The 20527-nt window shown below is 72.2% G+C and carries 20 protein-coding genes; 10 read left to right on the top strand and 10 right to left on the bottom strand.

The window, feature by feature from the left end; genetic code table 11:
• Positions 1–4: 4 nt before the first annotated feature.
• The gene (locus HNQ79_RS28095; RefSeq protein ID WP_185035712.1) at positions 5–733 is read right to left on the bottom strand and encodes a ZIP family metal transporter; all 729 of its coding nucleotides are present in this window, start codon (positions 731–733) and stop codon (positions 5–7) included.
• A 92-nt stretch (positions 734–825) separates the two neighbouring features.
• Here HNQ79_RS28095 and HNQ79_RS28100 point away from each other — a divergent pair, with 92 nt between their 5' ends.
• Positions 826–1242 carry a cobalamin biosynthesis protein gene (locus HNQ79_RS28100; RefSeq protein ID WP_308437370.1) on the top strand — a complete coding sequence of 139 codons (417 nt, stop codon included), beginning with the start codon at positions 826–828 and terminating at the stop codon, positions 1240–1242.
• A 5-nt stretch (positions 1243–1247) separates the two neighbouring features.
• On the top strand, positions 1248–2291 hold the full coding sequence (cobC, locus tag HNQ79_RS28105) for an Rv2231c family histidinol phosphate aminotransferase CobC (RefSeq protein ID WP_185035690.1): 1044 nt from the start codon (positions 1248–1250) through the stop codon (positions 2289–2291).
• Between the two features lie 71 nt (positions 2292–2362).
• Here the strand turns inward: cobC and HNQ79_RS28110 are convergent, their stop codons facing one another.
• On the bottom strand, positions 2363–2851 hold the full coding sequence (locus HNQ79_RS28110) for a MarR family winged helix-turn-helix transcriptional regulator (RefSeq protein WP_185035691.1): 489 nt from the start codon (positions 2849–2851) through the stop codon (positions 2363–2365).
• 146 nt (positions 2852–2997) lie between these two features.
• Between HNQ79_RS28110 and HNQ79_RS28115 the strand changes: the two genes are divergently transcribed.
• On the top strand, positions 2998–4071 hold the full coding sequence (locus tag HNQ79_RS28115; RefSeq protein WP_185035692.1) for an alkene reductase: 1074 nt from the start codon (positions 2998–3000) through the stop codon (positions 4069–4071).
• Between the two features lie 63 nt (positions 4072–4134).
• Here the strand turns inward: HNQ79_RS28115 and thpD are convergent, their stop codons facing one another.
• The 5 genes from thpD to HNQ79_RS28140 all read right to left on the bottom strand — a co-directional run bounded on the left by thpD (position 4135) and on the right by HNQ79_RS28140 (position 8862).
• On the bottom strand, positions 4135–5034 hold the full coding sequence (gene thpD / locus HNQ79_RS28120) for an ectoine hydroxylase (protein WP_185035714.1): 900 nt from the start codon (positions 5032–5034) through the stop codon (positions 4135–4137).
• A 24-nt stretch (positions 5035–5058) separates the two neighbouring features.
• On the bottom strand, positions 5059–5457 hold the full coding sequence (locus tag HNQ79_RS28125) for an ectoine synthase (RefSeq protein ID WP_185035693.1): 399 nt from the start codon (positions 5455–5457) through the stop codon (positions 5059–5061).
• Positions 5458–5507: 50 nt separating this feature from the next.
• On the bottom strand, positions 5508–6776 hold the full coding sequence (gene ectB / locus HNQ79_RS28130; RefSeq protein ID WP_185035694.1) for a diaminobutyrate--2-oxoglutarate transaminase: 1269 nt from the start codon (positions 6774–6776) through the stop codon (positions 5508–5510).
• 109 nt (positions 6777–6885) lie between these two features.
• Complete coding sequence (gene ectA / locus HNQ79_RS28135) at positions 6886–7440, bottom strand: diaminobutyrate acetyltransferase (protein WP_185035695.1); 555 nt, start codon at positions 7438–7440, stop codon at positions 6886–6888.
• Between the two features lie 315 nt (positions 7441–7755).
• Positions 7756–8862 (bottom strand): pyridoxal-phosphate-dependent aminotransferase family protein, encoded by a 1107-nt coding sequence (locus tag HNQ79_RS28140; RefSeq protein ID WP_185035696.1) that lies wholly within the window; start codon positions 8860–8862, stop codon positions 7756–7758.
• 132 nt (positions 8863–8994) lie between these two features.
• Between HNQ79_RS28140 and HNQ79_RS28145 the strand changes: the two genes are divergently transcribed.
• Positions 8995–10092: an amidohydrolase family protein gene (locus HNQ79_RS28145; RefSeq protein ID WP_185035697.1), complete on the top strand. Its 1098-nt coding sequence runs from the start codon at positions 8995–8997 to the stop codon at positions 10090–10092.
• A gap of 275 nt (positions 10093–10367) precedes the next feature.
• Entirely contained in the window at positions 10368–11324 is a 957-nt protein-coding gene (locus HNQ79_RS28150) for an SCO1860 family LAETG-anchored protein (RefSeq protein ID WP_185035698.1), read from the top strand.
• 295 nt (positions 11325–11619) lie between these two features.
• On the opposite strand, the gene HNQ79_RS28155 is transcribed toward HNQ79_RS28150, so the two are convergent.
• On the bottom strand, positions 11620–12696 hold the full coding sequence (locus tag HNQ79_RS28155) for an aminotransferase class V-fold PLP-dependent enzyme (RefSeq protein WP_185035699.1): 1077 nt from the start codon (positions 12694–12696) through the stop codon (positions 11620–11622).
• Positions 12697–12764: 68 nt separating this feature from the next.
• Entirely contained in the window at positions 12765–13472 is a 708-nt protein-coding gene (locus HNQ79_RS28160) for a DsbA family oxidoreductase (RefSeq protein ID WP_185035715.1), read from the bottom strand.
• 128 nt (positions 13473–13600) lie between these two features.
• On the opposite strand from HNQ79_RS28160, the gene HNQ79_RS28165 reads away from it, so the two are divergent.
• From HNQ79_RS28165 to HNQ79_RS28185, 5 genes are all read left to right on the top strand, one after another.
• Positions 13601–14086: a GNAT family N-acetyltransferase gene (locus tag HNQ79_RS28165; protein ID WP_185035716.1), complete on the top strand. Its 486-nt coding sequence runs from the start codon at positions 13601–13603 to the stop codon at positions 14084–14086.
• A gap of 111 nt (positions 14087–14197) precedes the next feature.
• Positions 14198–15235, top strand: coding sequence for a hypothetical protein (locus HNQ79_RS28170; protein WP_185035700.1), 1038 nt, complete (start codon positions 14198–14200; stop codon positions 15233–15235).
• Entirely contained in the window at positions 15232–16602 is a 1371-nt protein-coding gene (locus HNQ79_RS28175; RefSeq protein WP_185035701.1) for a sensor histidine kinase, read from the top strand. Before HNQ79_RS28170 ends, HNQ79_RS28175 begins: the two co-directional genes overlap by 4 nt.
• Positions 16599–17348 (top strand): response regulator transcription factor, encoded by a 750-nt coding sequence (locus tag HNQ79_RS28180; protein ID WP_185035702.1) that lies wholly within the window; start codon positions 16599–16601, stop codon positions 17346–17348. The genes HNQ79_RS28175 and HNQ79_RS28180 overlap by 4 nt, the downstream gene beginning before the upstream one ends.
• Before the next feature lie 105 nt (positions 17349–17453).
• Complete coding sequence (locus HNQ79_RS28185; protein ID WP_185035703.1) at positions 17454–18914, top strand: peptidoglycan D,D-transpeptidase FtsI family protein; 1461 nt, start codon at positions 17454–17456, stop codon at positions 18912–18914.
• Positions 18915–18964: 50 nt separating this feature from the next.
• Here HNQ79_RS28185 and HNQ79_RS28190 read toward each other — a convergent pair whose 3' ends face one another.
• On the bottom strand, positions 18965–20317 hold the full coding sequence (locus HNQ79_RS28190) for a S28 family serine protease (RefSeq protein WP_185035704.1): 1353 nt from the start codon (positions 20315–20317) through the stop codon (positions 18965–18967).
• Positions 20318–20527 lie beyond the last annotated feature (210 nt).

The following is a 20527-nucleotide window of genomic DNA, read 5'->3' on the forward strand; positions in this document are numbered from 1 at the left end:
CGTCCTACTCCGCGGCCAGGCCCACCACCAGCCACACGAAGCCCGCGCCCGCCGTCGTGCAGAGCAGGGTGGAGCGGGCCGGGTGGTCGTGGTGCGCCTCGGGCAGGATCTCGGCGGCCGCCAGGTAGAGGAGCACGCCGCCGAAGAAACCGAGATAGCAGCCGAGGAGTTCGGCCGGCAGGGTGAACAGGAGCGTGGACGCCGCGCCCACGACGGGGGCCGCCGCGTCCGCGAACAGCATCGCCAGGGCCTTGCGGCGGGCGTTGCCGTACACGCGGGTCAGCGTGTAGGTGTTGAAGCCGTCGGCGAAGTCGTGGGCGAGGACGGCGAGGGCGACCGCCAGGCCCATGCCGCCGCCGATCTGGAAGGCCGCACCGAGGGCGATGCCGTCCATCAGGCTGTGGGCGACCATGGCGGACGCGGCGGTCATCCCGACCTCGGGGATGCGCTCACCCTCCACTCCGCCGTGCGCCGCGTGCCGTCCGGCGAGCAGGTGCTCGCCCACATGGGCGGCGAGGAAGCCGCCGACGAACAGGAGCAGCGCAGCCGGTACGCCGAAGACCTCGTTGCCGGCCGCCTCCAGGGCCTCCGGCAGCAGGTCCAGGCCGACGACGCCGAGCATCAGCCCGCCCGCCAGGCCGAGCACGAGGTGCCGCCGGTCGGTGACGCGCTGGGCGACCCAGCCACCGAACAGCGTCATCAGGAACGCGCCGAGCGCGACGAGGACCGCCATGAACGCCATGTGCCCTTGCTAGTCGATGCGCCCGGTGCGGCGCACCTCGGACTGGGCCGATTCGCCGCGCGAAAGGATGTCCGGTGGACTGCGTGGACCCTCTGATCCGGGTCGTGGTCGGGGTCGGCGCCTGTGAGGACGCGCCCGTCGAGGAGCTGTACGAGCTGGTCACGGGCGCCCTTGCGGACGCGGGGCTGGCGCCGGCCGGCGTCACCGCGCTCGCCACCGTCGACGTGAAGGCCGGCGAGGGGGCGATCGTCGAGTGCGGGCGGCGGCTCGGGGTGCCGGTCCTGTCGTACGGGGCGCGGGTGCTGGCCGGGGTGACGGTGCCGAACCCGTCCGGGCGGGCGCTCAGTGCGGTGGGGACGCCGTCGGTGGCGGAGGCGGCGGCGCTCGCCGCGCTCGGCCCCGGCCGCGAACTCCTGGTGCCCAAAAGGAAGTCGAGCCCTGCGGGGCGGCCGGCCATGGCGACGTGCGCGGTGGCGGTCTGTGCGGATACGGAACGGTGAAGCCTGTGCCTCCTCTCGTCCATGACCTGCGCCACCACGGCGACGCCGAAGTCCGCGGCGCGGCGGCGGACCTGGTCGACCTGGCGGTCAACGTGCGGTCCGACACGCCGCCGTCCTGGCTGAGGGAACGCCTCGCGGCGTCCCTGCACACCCTCGCCGCCTACCCGGACGGGCGGGCGGCGAGGGCGGCGGTGGCGGCGCACCACGGGCTGCCGGTGGAGCGGGTGCTGCTGACGGCGGGGGCGGCGGAGGCCTTCGTGCTGATCGCCCGCGCGTTGCCGGCGCGTCACCCGGTCGTGGTGCATCCGCAGTTCACCGAGCCGGAGGCGGCGCTGCGGGACGCGGGGCACGAGGTGGGGCGGGTGCTGCTGCGGGCCGGGGACGGCTTCCGGCTGGACGTGGCGGCGGTGCCTGAGGAGGCCGACCTGGTCGTCGTCGGCAACCCGACGAACCCGACGTCCGTGCTGCACCCCGCGGAGACCGTCGTCCGGCTGGCGCGTCCGGGGCGGACTCTGGTCGTGGACGAGGCGTTCATGGACGCGGTGCCGGGTGAGCCGGAGGCGCTGGCCGGGCGGACCGATGTGCCGGGCCTGGTCGTCCTGCGCAGCCTCACCAAGACGTGGGGGCTGGCGGGGCTGCGGGTCGGGTACGTGACGGCGGAACCGGGCACGATCGCGCTGCTGGAACGGGCGCAGCCGCTGTGGCCGGTGTCGACACCGGCCCTGGTGGCGGCGGAGGCGTGCGTGTCGGCCGAGGCGTCGGCGGAAGCGGCCGGGGCGGCCCGGCGGATCACCTCGGACCGGGCCCGGCTGGTCGCCGGACTGGGCGAGTTGCCCGGCGTCCAGGTGGTGGAGGGGGCGCGCGGCCCCTTCGTCCTCGTACGGATGCCGGAGGCGGCGAAGGTGCGGGAGCTGCTGCGCGAGCGGGGGTTCGCGGTGCGCCGGGGCGACACTTTCCCCGGGCTCGGGGAGGAGTGGGTGCGGGTCGCGGTGCGCGAGCGGGCGACGACGGACCGCTTCCTGCGGGAGCTGGGGTCGGTCCTGGGCTGACCGGCCCTCCTTTGCGTACGACCGCGCTGGGGCAGGGGAACGCGCGCGCTCCTTCGTTCACCGGGGGCGCCTCAGTCCGCGCACTCCTCCGCCACCGCGGGGCAGAGGTTCGCCTCCACCTTTCCCAGCAGTCGGAGCAACTCCTGCCGTTCCCCCTCCCCCAGCCCGGCCAGCGTGGTGTCCTCCAGCTCGCTCCACGCGGCCACCACCTGCGAGCGCAGCTCACAGCTCGTCTCCGTCGCCTCGACGAGGGACGCCCGCCGGTCCGCCGGGTCCGGCCGCCGCCGTACGTGCCCCGCCTGCTCCAATCGCTGGAGCGACTTCGTCACCGTGGACGGGTCCAGTCCCACCGCCTTGATCAGCTCGGACTGCCGCACCGCGCCCGCTTCCCACAGGTGCATCATCACGAACTCCTGCCCCGGGTAGAGCCCCAGGCGGCGCAGCACCCGGCCCGCCGCGATGCGGTGCAGCCGGGCCACCACCGACAGGGAGTGGCTGACCGGGCCGCCGATGGCGGCTGCCGACAGTGCACCGGGACAGGCTGCGGGTTCGGGATTCATGGGGGTTCCTCGGCTCTTCGGGGCGGTGCGCGCAGTTCTTCGCCACTTTAACTTGGCCGGCCAATCAATGCGCTACAGTGGCGCCGTCGACCTTTACTTGGCCGACCAACCTTTGTCGTCGCTCACTGCCTTGGGGGGCTTCCACCATGACCAGCACCGCCTTCACCTCGTACGAACTCGCCGGCACCACCCTCGCCAACCGCGTCGTGATGGCTCCGATGACCCGCAGCCGGGCGGGCGGCGGCGGCGTGCCCACCGAGCTCGTCGCCGAGTACTACGCCCAGCGGGCCTCCGCCGGGCTGATCATCACCGAGGGCATCCAGCCCTCGGTGGTCGGCCAGGGGTACCCCACCACCCCGGGCCTGCACAGCGAGGAGCAGCTCGCCGGGTGGCGCAAGGTCACCGATGCCGTGCACGCCGCCGGCGGGGTGATCTTCGCCCAGCTCATGCACGCGGGCCGCATCGGCCACCCCAGCGTGCTGCCCGACGGCCTGACCCCGCTCGCCCCGTCCGCCGTGACCCCGGCCGGACAGCTCTTCACCGGTACGGCAATGGCGGACTTCACGGAGCCGCGCGCCCTGACCGGCGACGAGGTCCGCGAGACCGTACGGGACTACGCCCGCGCCGCCCGCAACGCCGTCGAGGCCGGCTTCGACGGCGTCGAGCTGCACGGCGCGAACGGCTACCTGATCCACCAGTTCCTCTCCACGAACACCAATCTCCGCACCGACGAGTGGGGCGGCGGCGTCGGCAACCGCATCCGCTTCGCCGTCGAGGTGGTCGAGGCGGTCGCGGCGGAGATCGGCGCCGCGCGGACCGCGCTGCGGGTGTCTCCCGGCAACCCGTACAACGACATCGCCGAGACCGACACCGCCGAGGTCTACACCGCCCTGGCGCAGGCGATCGAACCGCTCGGCCTCGGCTACCTGCACACCGTCGAAGTCGCCCCGGAGCACCGCGAGTTCACCAGGACGCTGCGGGCGGCGTTCCCCGGGACCTTCATCCTGAACCCCGCCACGGACGGCCCGACCGACCACCGTGCGCTTGGCCTGCTGGAGGACGGTTCGGCGGACCTGATCGCCTTCGGTGCGCTGTTCCTCGCCAACCCGGACCTGCCCGCCCGGCTCGCGACGCAGGGCCCGTACAACACCCCGGACCCGGCGACGTTCTTCGGCGGCACGGAGAAGGGCTTCACCGACTACCCGGCGCTGGGCGGGTAGCACAGCCGAGCGGGGCGGGACCTCGCCGAGAGGTCCCGCCCCGCTCCCGTACCGCCGTCGGGGCTACTTCACCGGCGTGAAGTCCCGCGCACCGATGAACTCCGGGCGCCGCACCGGCGCCGCGAACGGCTCGACCGCCGTGTTCTCCACGCTGTTGAACACGATGAAGACGTTGCTGCGGGCGTAGGGCGTGATGTTGTCGCCCGAGCCGTGCATGCAGTTGCAGTCGAACCAGGTCGCCGAGCCGGCCCGCCCGGTGAAGAGCTTGATGCCGTGCGCGTCGGCCATCCGGGTCAGCGCCTCGTCGGACGGAGTGCCCGCGTCCTGCATCTGGAGCGACTTCTTGTAGTTGTCCTTCGGCGTCTCGCCCGCGCAGCCCAGGAAGTGCTTGTGCGAGCCGGGCATGATCATCAGCCCGCCGTTGGTGTCCAGGTTCTCCGTGAGCGCGATCGAGACCGAGACGGTGCGCATGTTCGGCAGGCCGTCCTCGGCGTGCCAGGTCTCGAAATCGGAGTGCCAGTAGAAGCCGGAGGCGCCGAAACCGGGCTTGACGTTGATCCGCGACTGGTGGACGTAGACGTCCGAGCCGAGGATCTGGCGGGCCCTGCCGACCACCCGCGGGTCCCGCACCAGCTGGGCGAAGACGCTGCTCAGCTTGTGGACCTCGAAGACCGACCGTACGTCCTGCGACTTGGGCTCGATGATGGAGCGCTCGTCGGCCCGGACCGCCGGGTCGGCGACCAGGCGGTCCAACTCGGCACGGTAGAGCGCTACTTCGTCGTCCGTGATGAGCTGGTCGACGGTGAGGAAGCCGTCGCGCTCGAAGCCGGAGAGGTCACCGGCGGAGATCGGGCCCCCGGCGTCCGGGGCCCACAGCACCGGGTCCTGGCGCGGGGTGGTCACCTCGGTCCTGCCGCGGGTCGGATAGAGGTCGCCCGCGGCGGAGCCCGTCGGGTTCGTCATGTCCGGGGTAAGGGTGCTCATGTTTCAGGCCTCCTCGGTCAGCAGCGGGTACACGCCGTTCTCGTCATGGTCCTCCCGTCCGGTCACGGGCGGGTTGAAGACGCACACGCACCGGAAGTCGGTCTTCGGGCGCATGGTGTGGCGCTCGTGACCGTCCAGCAGGTACATGGTGCCGGGCTCGATCCAGTGGGTCTCGCCGGTCTCGTCGTTGGTGAGTTCCGCCTCGCCCTCGACGCACAGCACGGCCTCGATGTGGTTGGCGTACCACATCGACGTCTCCGTGCCCGCGTACAGGACCGTCTCGTGCAGGGAGAAGCCGACCTTTTCCTTGGCGAGCACGATGCGCTTGCTCTCCCAGGTGCCGGACTTCGCCTTCACATGGCGGTCGGTTCCTTCGATGTCCTTGAACGAGCGGACAATCACGGTGGCTTGGGCCTTTCTCTTACGTGCGGAAGGGAAGTGCTGACGGGCCGTCAGGCGGTCTCGCGGACCGCGCGCGCCAGGGTGCGCAGGCCTTCGTCCAGCTCGTCGGCGGAGATGGTGAGGGCCGGCAGGAGCTTCACGACCTCGCTCTCCGGGCCCGAGGTCTCCAGCAGCATGCCGAGCTCGAAGGCGCGGCGGCAGACGGCGGTGGCACGGTTCTTGTCGGTGAACTCGATGCCCCAGACCAGGCCGCGGCCTCGGAAGCTGACGCCGGCCCCGGCGTTCTCGTCGGCGATGGCGAGCAGCGCGCGCTCGACCATCTCGCCGCGGGCCAGGGTCTGCTTCTCCATCTGGCCGTCGGCCCAGTAGGCGTTGAGGGCGGCGGCGGCCGTGACGAAGGCGGGGTTGTTGCCGCGGAAGGTGCCGTTGTGCTCGCCCGGCTCCCACACGTCCAGCTCCGGCTTGAACAGGCACAGCGACATGGGCAGTCCGTAGCCGCTGATGGACTTCGAGAGGGTGACGATGTCCGGCTGGATGCCCGCCTCCTCGAAGGAGAAGAACGCGCCGGTGCGGCCGCAGCCCATCTGGATGTCGTCGACGATCAGCAGCATGTCCTGGCGGTGGCACAGGTCCTGGAGGGCGCGCAGCCACTCGGCGCGGGCGACGTTGATGCCGCCCTCGCCCTGCACGGTCTCCACGATCACGGCGGCGGGCTTGTTGAGGCCCGAGCCCTGGTCCTCCAGGAGGCGCTCGAACCACAGGAAGTCCGGGACCTGGCCGTCGAAGTAGTTGTCGAACGGCATCGGCGTGCCGTGGACCAGCGGGACACCGGCGCCGGCGCGCTTGAAGGCGTTGCCGGTGACGGCGAGCGAACCGAGCGACATGCCGTGGAAGGCGTTGGTGAAGGACACCACCGACTCGCGGCCCTTGACCTTGCGGGCCAGCTTCAGCGCCGACTCGACGGCGTTGGTGCCCGTCGGGCCCGGGAACATCACCTTGTAGGGCAGGTCACGGGGGCGCAGGATCACGTTCTGGAAGGTCTCCAGGAACGCCCGCTTGGCGGTCGTCGCCATGTCCAGGCCGTGGGTGACGCCGTCCCGCTCGATGTAGTCGATCAGGGCGCGTTTGAGAACCGGGTTGTTGTGCCCGTAGTTGAGCGAGCCGGCCCCGGCGAAGAAGTCGAGGTAGGTGTGACCGTCCTCGTCGTACATGTGCGAGCCCTGCGCGCGGTCGAACACGGCGGGCCAGCTGCGGCAGTAGCTGCGTACCTCGGACTCAAGGGTTTCGAAGACGCTCAGGGCGGGCGGGGTGATGGTCACTGCGGTCTCCTGGGATGGGGAGAGGGCGGGTGTACGAAGGTGCTGCGGGACGCGACGGCGTCCACGGCCGCAACCGGGGGTTGCCCGGCGGGCCGGACGGCCGGAGGCGTCAGGCCGCGACGGGGCTGATCCGGTAGAGGACCTCGGGCAGGTGCGCGTCGCCGCCCGCCTCGTGCGGGAACAGCCCTCCGTCGAAGAGGACCTCCCGGTTCAGGGACGCGCCGCGCCGCTCGGCGTAGGAGGTGAACAACCGGTCGGACGGGACGTTGTCCGGGGTCACGGTCGTTTCGACGGTGGTGACGCCGTGGCTGGCGGCGACCTTCACGGTCAGCGCGTCCAGCAGCGTGCCGGCCAGGCCACGGCCGCGGTGCGCGTCGTCCACCGCGACCTGCCAGACGACCAGCGTCTCGGGGCGCTCCGGGCGTACGTAGCCCGTGATGAAGGCGATCGGCTCGCCGTTCGGCCGGTCGCGGGCGACCACGGAGGTGGCGGCGAAGTCGCGGCACCACAGGAGATAGCTGTACGAGGAGTTGAGGTCCAGGACCTGGGAGTCGCGGGCTATGCGCCAGATCGCGGCTCCGTCCTCCACTCGCGGGCTGTCTATCTGGAGGTTGTCTCTGCTCATCAGGTGTTCGGTCGGCAGGTCTGCTTGTGCGGCAGTCATGTCGGTGAAATTTACCGAGGTAAATCAAAAAATGCATGGTGGCGCAGGGTTGGCTAAACACGAAGGACGTGTTATCGCGCGAGCCGGTGCCCCAGGTGAACCGGTCGCGAATCAGGGCGATTTGCCCGGAAATTACCGGGCAAATCTCCTTGTCTGTGGAGTCGATCACATGTTTGTAACCATCCGGAACCCGCCCGGAAATCTCGGTGTTTAACCCTTGGGAGAGCGGGCAGAAGAAGACGGGAAGCTGCGGTGAATAAGCAGCTTCCCGCTTTCTGTGAATTCCGGCGTATTACCTCGTTATTGTTTGGTGAATTACTCGCCGGGCCAGGTTTCCGTCACGGCCTGCCGGGCAGAAGCGTTGTCCACCGGCCGTCCGAGCGCCGTGAGCGCCCCGCCGAGGGCGGCCAGCGACGCCAGCACGACGTGCCGGGAGGCGTCCCGTCCGTAGTGGTTGACGCGGATCATCTCCTTGGCGAGTGCTCCGCCGCCGGCGATCAGCGGCACCGACGGGTTGAGGGCGAGCGCCCTGGCGACCACTTCCCGGGCGTCGAGGCCGTCGGTCACGCGCAGCGTGGTGGCGACGGGCGCGGCGTCCTTCGCCTCGTACACGAACGGCTCGACGCCTGCGCCCAGCGCGTTCGCCCCGGCCCGGGTCGCGGCGGCCGCAGCCGCGTGCCGTCCGGTGACCCCGTCGACGCCCTCTTCCTCGATCCGTTCCAGGCAGGCGTCCAGTGCCAGCATCTCCAGCTGCGCGGGGGCGAACATCAGGGCCTTGCGTCCGCCGTCGATCCACCTGTCCTTCCAGTCCAGGAGGGAGAGGTACGAGCCGCGCGGCGCGTGGGGGTTGGCGGCGAACCGCTCCCAGGCGCGTGCGCTCACCGACACCGCCGACACTCCGGCGGGGCCGCCCATCGCCTTCTGCGCGCCGATGATGCACATGTCGACGCCCCATGCGTCGGGCAGCACCGGCTCCGCGCCGATCGAGGCGACGGCGTCCAGGTAGAACAACGCGCCGTGCGCGCGCACCACTTCGCCGATCTCCGCGACGGGGTTGGTGTTCCCGGTCGCCGCCTCCGCGTGCACCAGCGACACGAAGCCGGTCTCCGGCTGCGCGGCGAGCGCCTCGGCGACCCGGTCCGCGGTGACCGCCGTGTGGAACGGCACCACGAGGTCGGTCACCTGCGCACCGCAGTCCCGCAGCCAGTTGCCGAAGGTCTGCCCGTAGGGTCCGGTGACGATGTTCAGCGCGCTCGACCCGCGCGGCGCACCGGCCCGGATGCACGCCTCCAGGGGCAGCAGCGCCTCGCCCTGCATGAGCACCACGTCCTGCGCCGTGCCGAGCAGCGCGGCCACCCGTCGTTCGATGCGCGCGAAGTCCTCGGCGGTGACGGCGGGCAGGTCAAGGAGGGGGTGTGTCACGACGGTGCTCTCTTCGCATCGGTGTTCGGGCCTACCCGGCGAGGGTAGTCCCCTGCGCCTGCCGGGCCGTGCTGCCACGGCCGGTACGGCGGGCGCGGCCGCCGCCGGGTGCCCCCTCGTACAGTGCTGGGCATGAGTGATCACGAGGTGCTGCACGTGAAGGGGCGGGTGCTGGTCGGGCCCGAGGACGTACGGGACGGGCTGTGGGCGGTGGACGGCCGGATCACCTACGAACGCCCCCTCGGAGTCCGCGAGTTCGCGACCGTGGAGGGCTGGGTGATGCCCGGCCTCGTGGACGCGCACTGCCACGTCGGGCTGGACGCGCACGGCGCGGTCGACGCGGAGACGAGCGAGCGGCAGGCGCGGACCGACCGGGATGCCGGGACACTGCTGATCCGGGACGCCGGGTCGGCGGCGGACACCCGGTGGATCGACGACCGGGACGACCTGCCGAAGATCATCCGGGCGGGGCGGCACATCGCCAGGACCCGACGGTACATCCGCAACTACGCGCACGAGATCGAGCCGGGCGACCTGGTCGCCTACGTGGCGGCCGAGGCGCGCCGGAGCGACGGATGGGTCAAGCTCGTCGGCGACTGGATCGACCGGGAGGCCGGTGACCTGACCCCGTGCTGGCCGCGCGGGGAGGTGGAGGCCGCCATCGCGCAGGCGCACCGGCTGGGGGCGCGGGTGACCGCGCACTGTTTCGCCGAGGATTCGCTGCGGGACCTGGTGGAGGCCGGGATCGACTGCGTCGAGCACGCGACCGGGCTGACCGAGGACACCATCCCGCTTTTCGCGGAGAGGGGCGTCGCGATCGTGCCGACGCTGGTGAACATCGCGACGTTCCCGCACCTCGCGGACGGCGGCGAGGCCAAGTTCCCGGACTGGTCGGCCCACATGCGCCGGCTGCACGCACGGCGGTACGAGACGGTACGTGCGGCGTACGACGCGGGCATTCCCGTCTTCGTCGGGACCGACGCCGGTGGCGCGCTCGCCCACGGGCTGGTCGCGGAGGAGGTGGCTGAGCTGGTGCGGGCCGGAATCCCCGCCCGGGACGCGCTCGGCGCGACGGCGTGGGCGGCGCGGGAGTGGCTGGGGCGGCCGGGCCTGGAGGAGGGCGCGCCGGCCGACCTGGTGGTGTACGAGGCGGACCCGCGGGCGGATGTACGGGTGCTGGGGGCGCCCCGGCACGTGGTGCTGAACGGGCGGGTGGTTGACGGGGGGTGAGTGGTACGGGGTGACGTGGGGGCGGCTCCGGTCGTTGTACGTCCTCATGGGCGCGCCCCCGGCGAAGAGCCATTCCCCGGGGTTTCTGCGAACGCCTGTGGTGAAAGATGCGAACGTACGGCCGGAAACCCCCCTTTGGAGTGAACTGACGTCGCGTGCCTGTGCATTCACTCTCCGTGCGTAAGTATTCCGGTGTTCCGGTCGTCGGCCGCACTCACGGTGTCCCCCGTGGTGAATGCCCGGCGACGTCTTTCTCCTGTGGGGGTTCCACCACCTTGAACAGCTCTCTCTTCCGCATGCCCGCACGCCGCTGCGCCGCCGGGGCGGTGGCGCTCGCCCTGACCGCCGGCCCGCTGACGCTGCTGACGGCGGGTTCGGCGCACGCCACCGGTGACACGCCGGAGCCCGGGAAGGCGAACGCGTCCGTGCTGCGGGCCGGGCTCGACGTCTCCCTGCTCAACAAGACCGTGCACGTACCGGTGAAGGCCACTCTGAACGAGGTGCAGGCACCGGCGAGCGCGCAGCGCACGGCGCTGAGCGTGGCGCTGGACGGAGTGGACGGCGGGCGTCCCGTGTCGCTGCTGCGCGCGGACGTCGCCACCGCGAAGGCGACCGTGGAGGGCGAACGGGCCGAGGGGCGTGCGGAACTCGCGCGCGCCAAGGTGCACGTGCCCGGACTGCCGCTGCTCTCGCTCATCGAGGTCGAGAAGGTGACGTCCAGGGCGGTGTGCGTGGCGGGGGCACGACCCGAGGCGGAGGCCAACGTGCTCGGGCGGGTCACGGTGCTCGGCAAGCGGGTCACGCTGACGGCCGGCGGCGTGACGCGAGTGGCCGTCCCCGGTGTCGGGGAGGTCGCGCTGACCCTGTCGAAGACGCACACGACCACGCGGACGGCGGCAGCCGCCGCCCTGGAGCTGAAGGTGTCGGTGAATCCGCTGAAGCTGAACGTGGCGGAGGTGGAGGGCGTGGTGACGCTGGCGGAGACAGGGTGCACGGTGCCGGAGGTACGGACCGCGGAGGCGTCCCCCGCCGCGCCGTCCGCCGCGCCCGCCGAGGTGAAGCCGCAGACGGCAGGAGTCATCGAAGCGGCCCCGCCCGCCCCCGCCGAGGAAGCCGTCAATCTGGCGGAAACGGGAGGCAGTTCGGCCACGCCCTACCTGGTGGCCGGCGGCGCGGCCCTGCTCCTCGCAGGCACCGCAGCCACCCTGAAAGCCCGCCGCCCCCGCCCCTGACCCCCACCACCAAGCCGCACACCCCCGGCCCCCGCCAGCCTCCTCGGGCGGCGGGGCCGCTCGCCGTCCCCCTTGGGCCGTGGGGCCGCTCGGCCATAGCGCCTTGGGCAGCGGGGCCGCCTCCACCCCCGTAGCCCGCTTGGGCGGCGGGGCCGCCCCCGGGGGCGGAACGGGCGGGCAAGGGGGCGGCCCCCACCGGAGGTGCGCCCCCCGCCGGAGGCCCCGAGTCCCCCACTCCGCCCGGCGCCCCCGACCCGCACCACACTCCCCGCACCAGCCCCCCGCGCTACGGCCCCTACCGCCCCCCGCTGCCCAAAACCCCGAGCACCCGCTCCACATCCCCCACCCCGTTGTAGAGGTGGAAGGACGCCCGCAGATTCCCCTCCCGCGCGGAAACCATGACCCCCGCCGCCGCCAGTTCCTCCGCCCGCGCGCCGAGCCCCGGTACCGCCACCACCGCCGACCCGGGCGAGGGCACCGGGGTGTGACCCAGGGCCGCGACGCCCTCCCGGAAGAGGTCGGCGAGGGCGACGTTGTGGGCGTGGATCGCGGCGACCCCGATCGACTCCACGAGCGCGAGCGACTCCACCGCCCCCACGTAGCACAAGAACGCCGCCGAGGTGTCGAACCTCCGTGCGCTGGACGCGAATTGACTCACCGGCCCGTAGTTGCTCGCCCAGGTGTCCTCGGCCGCCAGCCATCCCGCCTGCAACGGCGGGGTGTACTCCTGTGCCTGTTCGGAGACGGTGAGGAAGGACGTGCCACGCGGGCACAGGAGGTACTTGAAGCCGCCGGCCACGGTGTAGTCGTAGAGCCCCGCCGAGGTCGGCAGCCAGCCGGCGGACTGCGACATGTCCAGCAGGGTCCGCGCGCCGTGCGCCGCGGCGGCCTCCCGTATCGCGGTGTCGTCGGCGACCCTGCCGTCCGCCGACTGCACCCCGGACCAGGCGACGAGCGCCGTCTCCGGACGGATTTCCCCGGCCAGGCGCTCCAGCCCCACGTACCTGACCTTGAGTTCGCCCCGTACCGAGAAGGGCGTGACGAGCGAGGCGAACTCGCCCTCGGGAAGCAGGACTTCGCTGCCCGGAGCGAGCGCCGCGGCCACCACCGACACATGCGCCGACACGGATGCGCCGATGGCGACGCGCTGCGCAGGAACGCCGAGCAGCCGGCCGAACGCCGCACGCGCCTGCTCGACGGTTTCGTAGGAGCCGGGGTTGTGGTCGCGGCCGGTGGCGTTCCGCTCGGCGAGCGCCTTGACCGCCTCGACGGTCCGGCGCGGAGCCAGCCCGTACGAGGAGGTGTTGAGGTACGTCGTCTCGGGGGCGAATTCGTCGGGAGCGAGGTTGCGCAGGGGCGATGGCGTCGTCATGCGGGCCACTGTGCCCCTGCGCCAACTCCCTTGTCCACAGGTCTTTTCCGTACCCGTTTCGGCCTGGTCTAGGCGCAGTTTCCGTCGGTGTCGCAGGTCGCGCCGTCGGCGGCGGCGGACGTCACCGGCTTCAGCGGGGCGCGGTCCTGCCAGGCCTGTTCCAGCGCCTGGGTGAAGACCTCGGCGGGCTGTCCGCCGGAGATCCCGTACCGGCGGTCGAGTACGAAGAACGGGACGCCGTTCGCGCCCAGTTCCGCCGCCTCCCGCTCGTCGCCGCGCACGTCGTCGGCGTAAGCGGTGGGGTCGGCGAGCACGCCGCGCGTCTCGGCCTCGTCCAGTCCGGCGGCCACGGCGAGCTTCACCAGGACCTCGTCGTCGAAGACGGAGGCCTCCTCGGCGAAGTTCGCGCGGTAGGCGAGGTCGAGCAGCCCGGACTGGCGGCCTCGCGCCTTGGCCAGGTGCAGGACGCGGTGGATGTCGAAGGTGGGGCCGTGGTCCCGGCCGTGGGTGCGGTAGTCGAGTCCTTCGGCGCGGGCGTGCGCGGCGACCGTCTCCTCCATGGCCTGCGCCTCCTCGCGGGTGCGGCCGTACTTGCGGGCCAGCAGGTCCAGCACCGGCGCGACATCGCCCTTGGCGCGGTCCGGGTCCAGCTCGAAGGAGCGGTGCACGACCTCGACGCCGTCGCGGTGCGCGAAGGCCGCCAGGCCCTTCTCGAAGCGGGCCTTGCCGACGTAGCACCAGGGACATGCGATGTCCGACCAGATCTCGACGCGCAGGGGCGCGGCGGGGGTGGAGCCGGTGACTGGGGGGACCGCGGGGCTGGCCATGTGTCTTCTCTCCGATGCAACAAGTCTCAACCACTCTCCCCAACCGTGCGGGGCCCACGTACATTCCCTCCATGCCTCTGCACATCTCCCTGCGCGAAGTGCGCGACAGCGACCTGCCCGTCTTCTACCGGCAGATGACCGACACCACGTCCCTGACGATGGCCGCCTTCACCAGCGAGGCTCCGGCGGACCGCGGGAACTTCGCCGCGCACTGGGCCCGGGTGCGGCGCGACCCGCGGGTGATCTGCTGGACGGTGGTGGGCGACGGGGAGACCGTCGTCGGGCACGCCTCGGTCTTCGGTCCGCCCGGGGAGCGGGAGATCACGTACTGGATCGGCCGCGAGTACTGGGGCCACGGGGTGGCCACCGCCGCGCTGCGGGCGTTGCTCGACCTGGTGCCGGACCGCCCGCTGCACGGGCGGGCCGCGGCGGACAACAGCGGATCGATCCGCGTCATGGAGAAGTGCGGGTTCGTGGTGACGGGGCGGGAGAGGGGCTACGCGAACGCGCGCGGCGAGGAGATCGCCGAGGTGGTACTGACACTCGCAGCCGTGCAGGGCTGAGGACGGACACCCCGGGACGCCCGCTTCCGGGCGCCGTCTCCCCCGTGCGGCGGAGGCGGATCGTCGGTACGCAGGAGGTGGCGGGGGCGGCCGGCCGGGAGTGTGGTGCGTATGACACAGACGACTCCGCTCATCCGGGATCCCCGCTCCGTGCCCCGCACCGGCCGCTCCCTGCCGCTCACCCCCGCCCGCCGCGTTCTGCGCGCCCTCGCCGTCCTCGCCTGCGTGCCGTACATCTCGCTCAAGGTCCTGTGGATCGCGGGCGGTCGGCTGGGCATCCCGGACGGGAGCGTGCTGCTGGAGCGGCCCGGGGCGATGGCCGCCGCGAACGCCGTCACCGTGGTGATGGACGCCTGCGTGATCGTTCTGGCGCTCCTGCTGACGCAGGCGTGGGGCCGGCGCGTCCCGGCCCCGCTGCTGGTGCTGCCGATGTGGGTGGCGACCGGGCTGCTCGCCCCGATCATGGCCGCGTTCCCGCTGCAACTGCTGGTGAAGGCGTTTGGCGGGGACGGGGAGGGTCCTGCCCCGGACGGCAGCGCGTCGTTCCTCGATCCGTGGGTCTTCGGCGTGGTGTACGGAGGCTTCATCGTGCAGGGCATCGCGCTGGGGGCGCTGTTCGTGCTGTACGCGAAGGAACGCTGGGCGCACCTGTGGCAGGGTCGGACCGGTCAGCTCCCGACCGCCGGCGGCGGGTCGACCGCTGTGGGTGGGATCGTCGCCGTCCTGGCGGTGGCTGCCGCCGTGCCGCAGGCGCTGCGGGCGGCGGGCGGGGATCCGGCGGGCGAGGGGCCGCTGTCGGTGGATCTGCGGATCGTGGAGGGTGTGCACGCGGGGTTCGCCGTGTGGTGCGCGGTGAGTGTGCTGGCGCTCCTGCTGCGGCCGGGACGGGGCAGGCGCACGGAACAGGGGGAGCGTACGGGGAGCGGGCTGCCGGTCAAGGTGGTGCTGTCAGCCGCCTGGGTGACGTCCGGGGCGGTCGGCTGCACGGCCGGGTGGATGCTCGTCACCCTGCCGTTCGCGGGCGCTGCCGCAGACACACCCGCCACGCTGACGCTGGTGTCCTACGCTGCCGAGGTGATCCTCGCTCTCTTTGCCCTCGTGGGCGGCACTGTCTTCCTCCTGCGACTGCACGAGCGGCACACGGCATGACGCACCGGGCGCTGTGGAGGAGGCTGTTCGGGCGGCGGGCCCGGGTCGGCTGGCTGCACCTGGTGGTCGGCGGCGCCCTGCTGATGCCGTTCTACCTGCTCGCCATGGTGGTCGTCGGACCCCTGGCCGGTGACGGCAGCCCCTTCGCCTCGGTGACGACGCAGCTCCTGTCCTTCGCGGCGACGCTGCCGCTGATCGCCGCCTTCGGCATGCTGGCCCCCGCCCGGCCGCTGTCCGTGGCGGCGATCCGCTCGCTCGGGCTGCTCGTGGACGTACGGGCGAACGGTGGGCCCGCGGCGGTACGGCCGCGGGGCGACGGGCTCGCGGAGGGTCCCGCCCGGACGCGGGCGGCCCGGCTGCGGGCCTCCGGGTGGTTCACGCTGCACTTGGCGCTCGGCGGGATCATCAGTGGAGCGACCCTCGCCCTGACGCCGTTCGCGGGACTGTTGCTGGTGCTGCCGTTCGTCCCCGCGCTGCGGGATTCCCCGTACGGCGTGCCGGAACTCGCCGGCCGGCAATGGCTGTTGGCACTCATGCCGGGCGTGGGGATCCTCTCCATGCTCGCGCTCGCCGCCGTGAGTGCGGCCTGCGCCGAGCTGCTCGCCCGGTCGGCCCCCGTACTCCTCGGACCGACGCCCGCCGACCGGGTGGCGGCGGCCGAGCGCCGGGCCGCGGACCTCGCCGTACGCAACCGGCTGGCCCGGGAGCTGCACGACTCGGTCGGGCACGCGCTGAGCGCGGTGACCCTCCAGGCGGGGGCCGCACGCCGGGTGCTGGACAGCGGGCGGGCGTCGGACGTGGAGTTCGTACGGGAGGCGCTGACCGCGATCGAGGAGACCACCCGGCGTACGGTCGGCGAACTCGACGCCGTACTGGGGGTGTTGCGGCGTGGTGAGGACGAAGCGGCCGGGATCGCCGGCCCGTCCCTGGAGACCCTGGACGACCTGTTGGCCCGCAGCGGTGTACAGGTCGCGCTCAGCGGGGACGGCGACCTCGCGAAGGTGCCGGATCAGGTGTCCCGGGAGGCGTACCGGATCGTGCAGGAGGGGCTGAGCAACGCGCTGCGGCACGCCGGAGCGGCGCCGGTGACACTGCGACTGAGCGTGCTGGACGAGGAGTTGGAGATCGTGATGGAGAATCCGCTGCCCCCCGAGGCCCCGGCGGTACGCCCGGGGGGAGGCCGGGGCCTGCGCGGCGTGGCCGAACGCTCGATCCTGCTGGGCGGCCGCACGGAGGCCGGCCCGCACCATGGGAAGTGGCGCGTCGTGGCACGGCTGCCCCTCACGGGCGGGCGGCTCCCCGCCGCCCGGGGCCCGGGGGACGAGAACGCACACCGCGAGGACCACCGGGACGGGAACGGCCGATGAACACCCCCGACGCCGAACCGCGCCCCGCGCATCCCGGCCCCACGCATCCCGACTCCGCCCAACCCGCCTGCGCGCCCCCCGCCTGCGCCCGCCCCACCTCCGTCCGTCTCGTCGTCGCCGACGACGAGCGCATGGTCCGTACCGCCCTGCGCGTCATCCTCGACGCCGAACCCGACCTGGAGGTGGTCGGTGAGGCGAGCAGCGGCGCGGAGGCGGTGTCGGTGGTGCGGGCGCTGCGGCCGGACGTGGTCCTGATGGACGTACGGATGCCGGGGATCGACGGAATCCGCGCCACCGAGCAGATCCTTGCCACGCACGCCGACCCGCCCCGGATCGTCGTCGTCACCACCTTCGAGAACGACTCCTATGTGTACGACGCGCTGCGCGCGGGCGCGGCCGGCTTCCTGCTCAAGCGGTCGGCGGCCGAGGACCTGGTGCGGGCGGTGCGCCTGGTCGCCCGGAGCGAGAGCCTCCTCTTCCCTGCGGCGGTACGGGCGCTGGCCGCCGCGTACGGCACCCGGAACCCGGCGGCCCCGCCCTGGGCGGCGCGGCTCACCGACCGGGAGGCCGAGGTGCTGCGGCTGCTGGCGAAGGGGCTGAGCAACGCGGAGATCGCGGCCGCCCTGGGCTTCGGGGCGGCGACCGCGAAGACCCACGTGGCGGCGGTGCTGGCGAAGACCGGGGCCAGGGACCGTACCCAGGCGGTGATCGTGGCGTACGAGTCGGGATTCATCCGCCCCGGCTGACAGGCGGGCGAGCGGACGGACCGGCGGGCGGCACCGGATGAGGAAAGCATGAGAATCGGGGCGTAACGGAACTCGTGCCCGGGCCCCGCTCGTCCTGCGTACAGGATGAACAAGACGATCAGGCACGCCGCCGCCTTCTGCCTGCTGCTCGTCCTCGCCCTGCTGGTGCGAGTGACCTGGGTGCAGGCGTACGAAGGCAAGGCCCTCGCGAACGACAAGAACAACCGGCGGAACGTGGTGGCGCAGTACGCGCAGCCGCTGGGGAACATCATCGTGGCCGGGTCCCCGGTCACCGGATCGAAGAAGACGGAGGGCAGCGACCTCGCGTACAAGCGCACCTACACCGACGGCAAGCTGTACGCCGCCGTGACCGGCTTCCGCTCGCAGGTGTACGGGGCCACCCAGCTGGAGGGGATCTACGGCAAGATCCTCGACGGCACCGACGACCGTCTCAGGACCCCGTCCGACCTGCTGACCGGAAGGACCCCCCGCCCCGGCAACGTGGTCACCACCATCGACCCGGCCGTGCAGAGGGCCGCGTACCAGGCCCTCGGCGACAGCAAGGGGGCGGCCGTCGCGATCGACCCGAAGAGCGGCCGGATCCTCGGCATGGTCTCCACCCCCTCGTACGACCCCTCGACGATCAGCGGGCAGGCCGACGGAGCGGCCTGGCAGAGGCTGAACGGCCAGGAAGAGGAGGACAAGGCGATGACCAACCGGGCGATGCGCCAGCCGCTGCCGCCCGGCTCCACCTTCAAGCTGGTGGTGGCGTCCGCGGCACTGGAGAACGGACTGTACGGGTCCGTGGACGTGCCGACGTCCAGCCCCGACCCGTACACCCTCCCCGGCACCCGGACCGTCCTGCACAACGAGAACCGTTCCGCCCCGTGCGAGAACGCGAGCCTGCGCACCGCGCTCAAGTACTCCTGCAACAACGTCTTCGCCAAGCTGGCCGTCGACCTCGGGCAGGACAAGGTGCGGGCGATGGCGGAGAGGTTCGGCTTCAACACGGACGAGCTGGACGTGCCGGTGCGGGCGTACGAGAGCGTCTACCCCACGGGCCTGGACAAGGCGCAGACCGCGCTGACCGGCATCGGCCAGTTCGACGTGACGGCGACGCCGCTCCAGATGGCGATGGTCTCCGCGGCCCTGGCCAACGGCGGTGAACTGGCCGCCCCGCACCTGGTGTCCGAGGTGACGGGCGCGGGCGGCGACGTGCTGGAGAAGCACGGGGACGGCGCGGGCACGAAGCGGATCGTCTCCGAGCGCACCGCGGAGCAGCTGCGCAGCGCCATGGTCACGGTCGTCGAGGACGGCACCGGCACCAACGCCCGCGTCCCGGGCGCGGAGGTCGGCGGCAAGACGGGCACCGCCCAGCACGGAGTGGCCAACAGCAAGACGCCGTACGCCTGGTTCACGTCGTACGCGAAGGACTCGTCGACCGGCAAGGAGGTCGCGGTGGCGGTCCTCGTCGAGGACTCGGGCGCGGCCCGCTCGGAGGTCAGCGGGAACGGCCTCGCCGCGCCGGTCGCGCAGAAGATGATGGAGGCGGCGCTGGACAGGTAGCGGCCGGGTGCGGTGCGCGGGCCCGCACCGCACCCTTGCTCGCCGCCCGGCTACTGCACCCCGGCCCAGCGCTTGACCGTCGCCTCGGCCTCGGCGCGCTGCTCCGGCGTCAGCTTGGAGATGAGCGCGCCGTGGTTGGTGTTCGGCGCGACGTACAGGTGCGAGTCGTGCTTGCTCGGGCGGTACCGCTCGGCGCTCCACGGGTCGTTCTGCCCGTACACGAACATCATGCGCTCGCCGCGGGTCTTCACCCAGCGGTCCACGTCCTTGGCGTCCCGGCCGCTGTACGAGGTCCGCATGCCGGCGGGCAGGAGGGAGTTGGGCTGGTAGATGTCCGGGTGGTTGCGGACGTCGCGCAGGTGCGGGAACCGGAGGTCGGCCCAGCCGAGCTGGGCGGCGGCCTGGCGGTAGTACGGGCCGGTGCCCGCGGGGCCCGCGTCGGCGTCCGAGTAGATGCTCAGACCGTGGCCCAGCGACCAGTCGTAGAGCTCCTGGTCGGTGGCCTTCCTGGCGTCGGGCACGGTCGGGCAGTCGGTGTGGGTACCGGACTGCCAGAAGTTCCAGACCTGGTCGAGGACGGAGAACTCGTAGGCCCGGTCGGTGGAGCCGAGCTGCTGGAAGGTGAGGCCCTGCTCCTTGGAGGTGGCCTCGAAGAGCGGCAGGATCGTCTTGCGGCGGACCAGCATCTCGCGCTGGACGGCGTCCAGGGCGGTGCGGCACTCGGCGGTGCCGACGGTCCTGAAGAACCGGTCGTAGACGTGGTCGTCGCGGTTGTTCGCGTCGTTCGGGGCGACGTACGCGACGACGGCGTCCAGGTCCTGCGGGTAGAAGCGCTCGTGGTAGACCTGCGTCATGCCGCCCTTGCTGGCGCCCGTGCCCAGCCACTTCGCCCGGTAGATCAGCTTCATCGCCTGCACGATGTTGTGCTCGTCCGCCGCCTGCTGCTGGATCGTCAGCTTGCGCCAGTCGATCTGCCCCGCCGCAACGGACTTGGCGAAGAACCGGTGCTCGACGCTGACCTGGTTGGCGTCCAGGAGGCGGGTCAGCTCGCGGGTGCTGGAGGACAGGGTGTAGCCGCCGGTGTAGTGGACCATGGGGGCGGTCTCCGCCTTGTGCCACAGGGTGAACTGCTGCTCGAAGGTGCCGCGGCGCGGGTTGTCGTGGTCAACGGGCTGCCGGAACGTGAGGGTGAAGAAGGGGCGGCCCTCCTTCTCGGTTTCCGAGACGACCGTCACCCGCGTGATCCTCTCCAGCTGCGCGCGGATGCCGTCACCCAGGGCCGCCTGCGCGGCAGGGCCGGTGACGGTGCCGGCGGCCGCCGCGGTGGCGCCACTGCCGGTGAGCACGCTGGTGGCGGCTATGAGACCGGCGCAGAACAGGGTGGGAAGTACCTTCGTACGCACGCTGAATTCCCCTCGGGCGGATGGTGACACGGAGATGTGTGCGTCACAGCCACGCATGCTATGCACGGCACCCGGTCCGCCGTCAGCCCCCGGACGGGAGGGCCCCGTCCTCCTCGCCTAGATGAATGAGTCCGATGTTTGTGCTGGTCGCGACCATGGCGAAGGGCGTCCGTTGGTCAGTGTGTGAAGACAGACCTGGACGCCCTTCTG

Source organism: Streptomyces candidus (assembly GCF_014207445.1).
Classification (GTDB): Bacteria; Actinomycetota; Actinomycetes; order Streptomycetales; family Streptomycetaceae; genus Streptomyces; species Streptomyces candidus.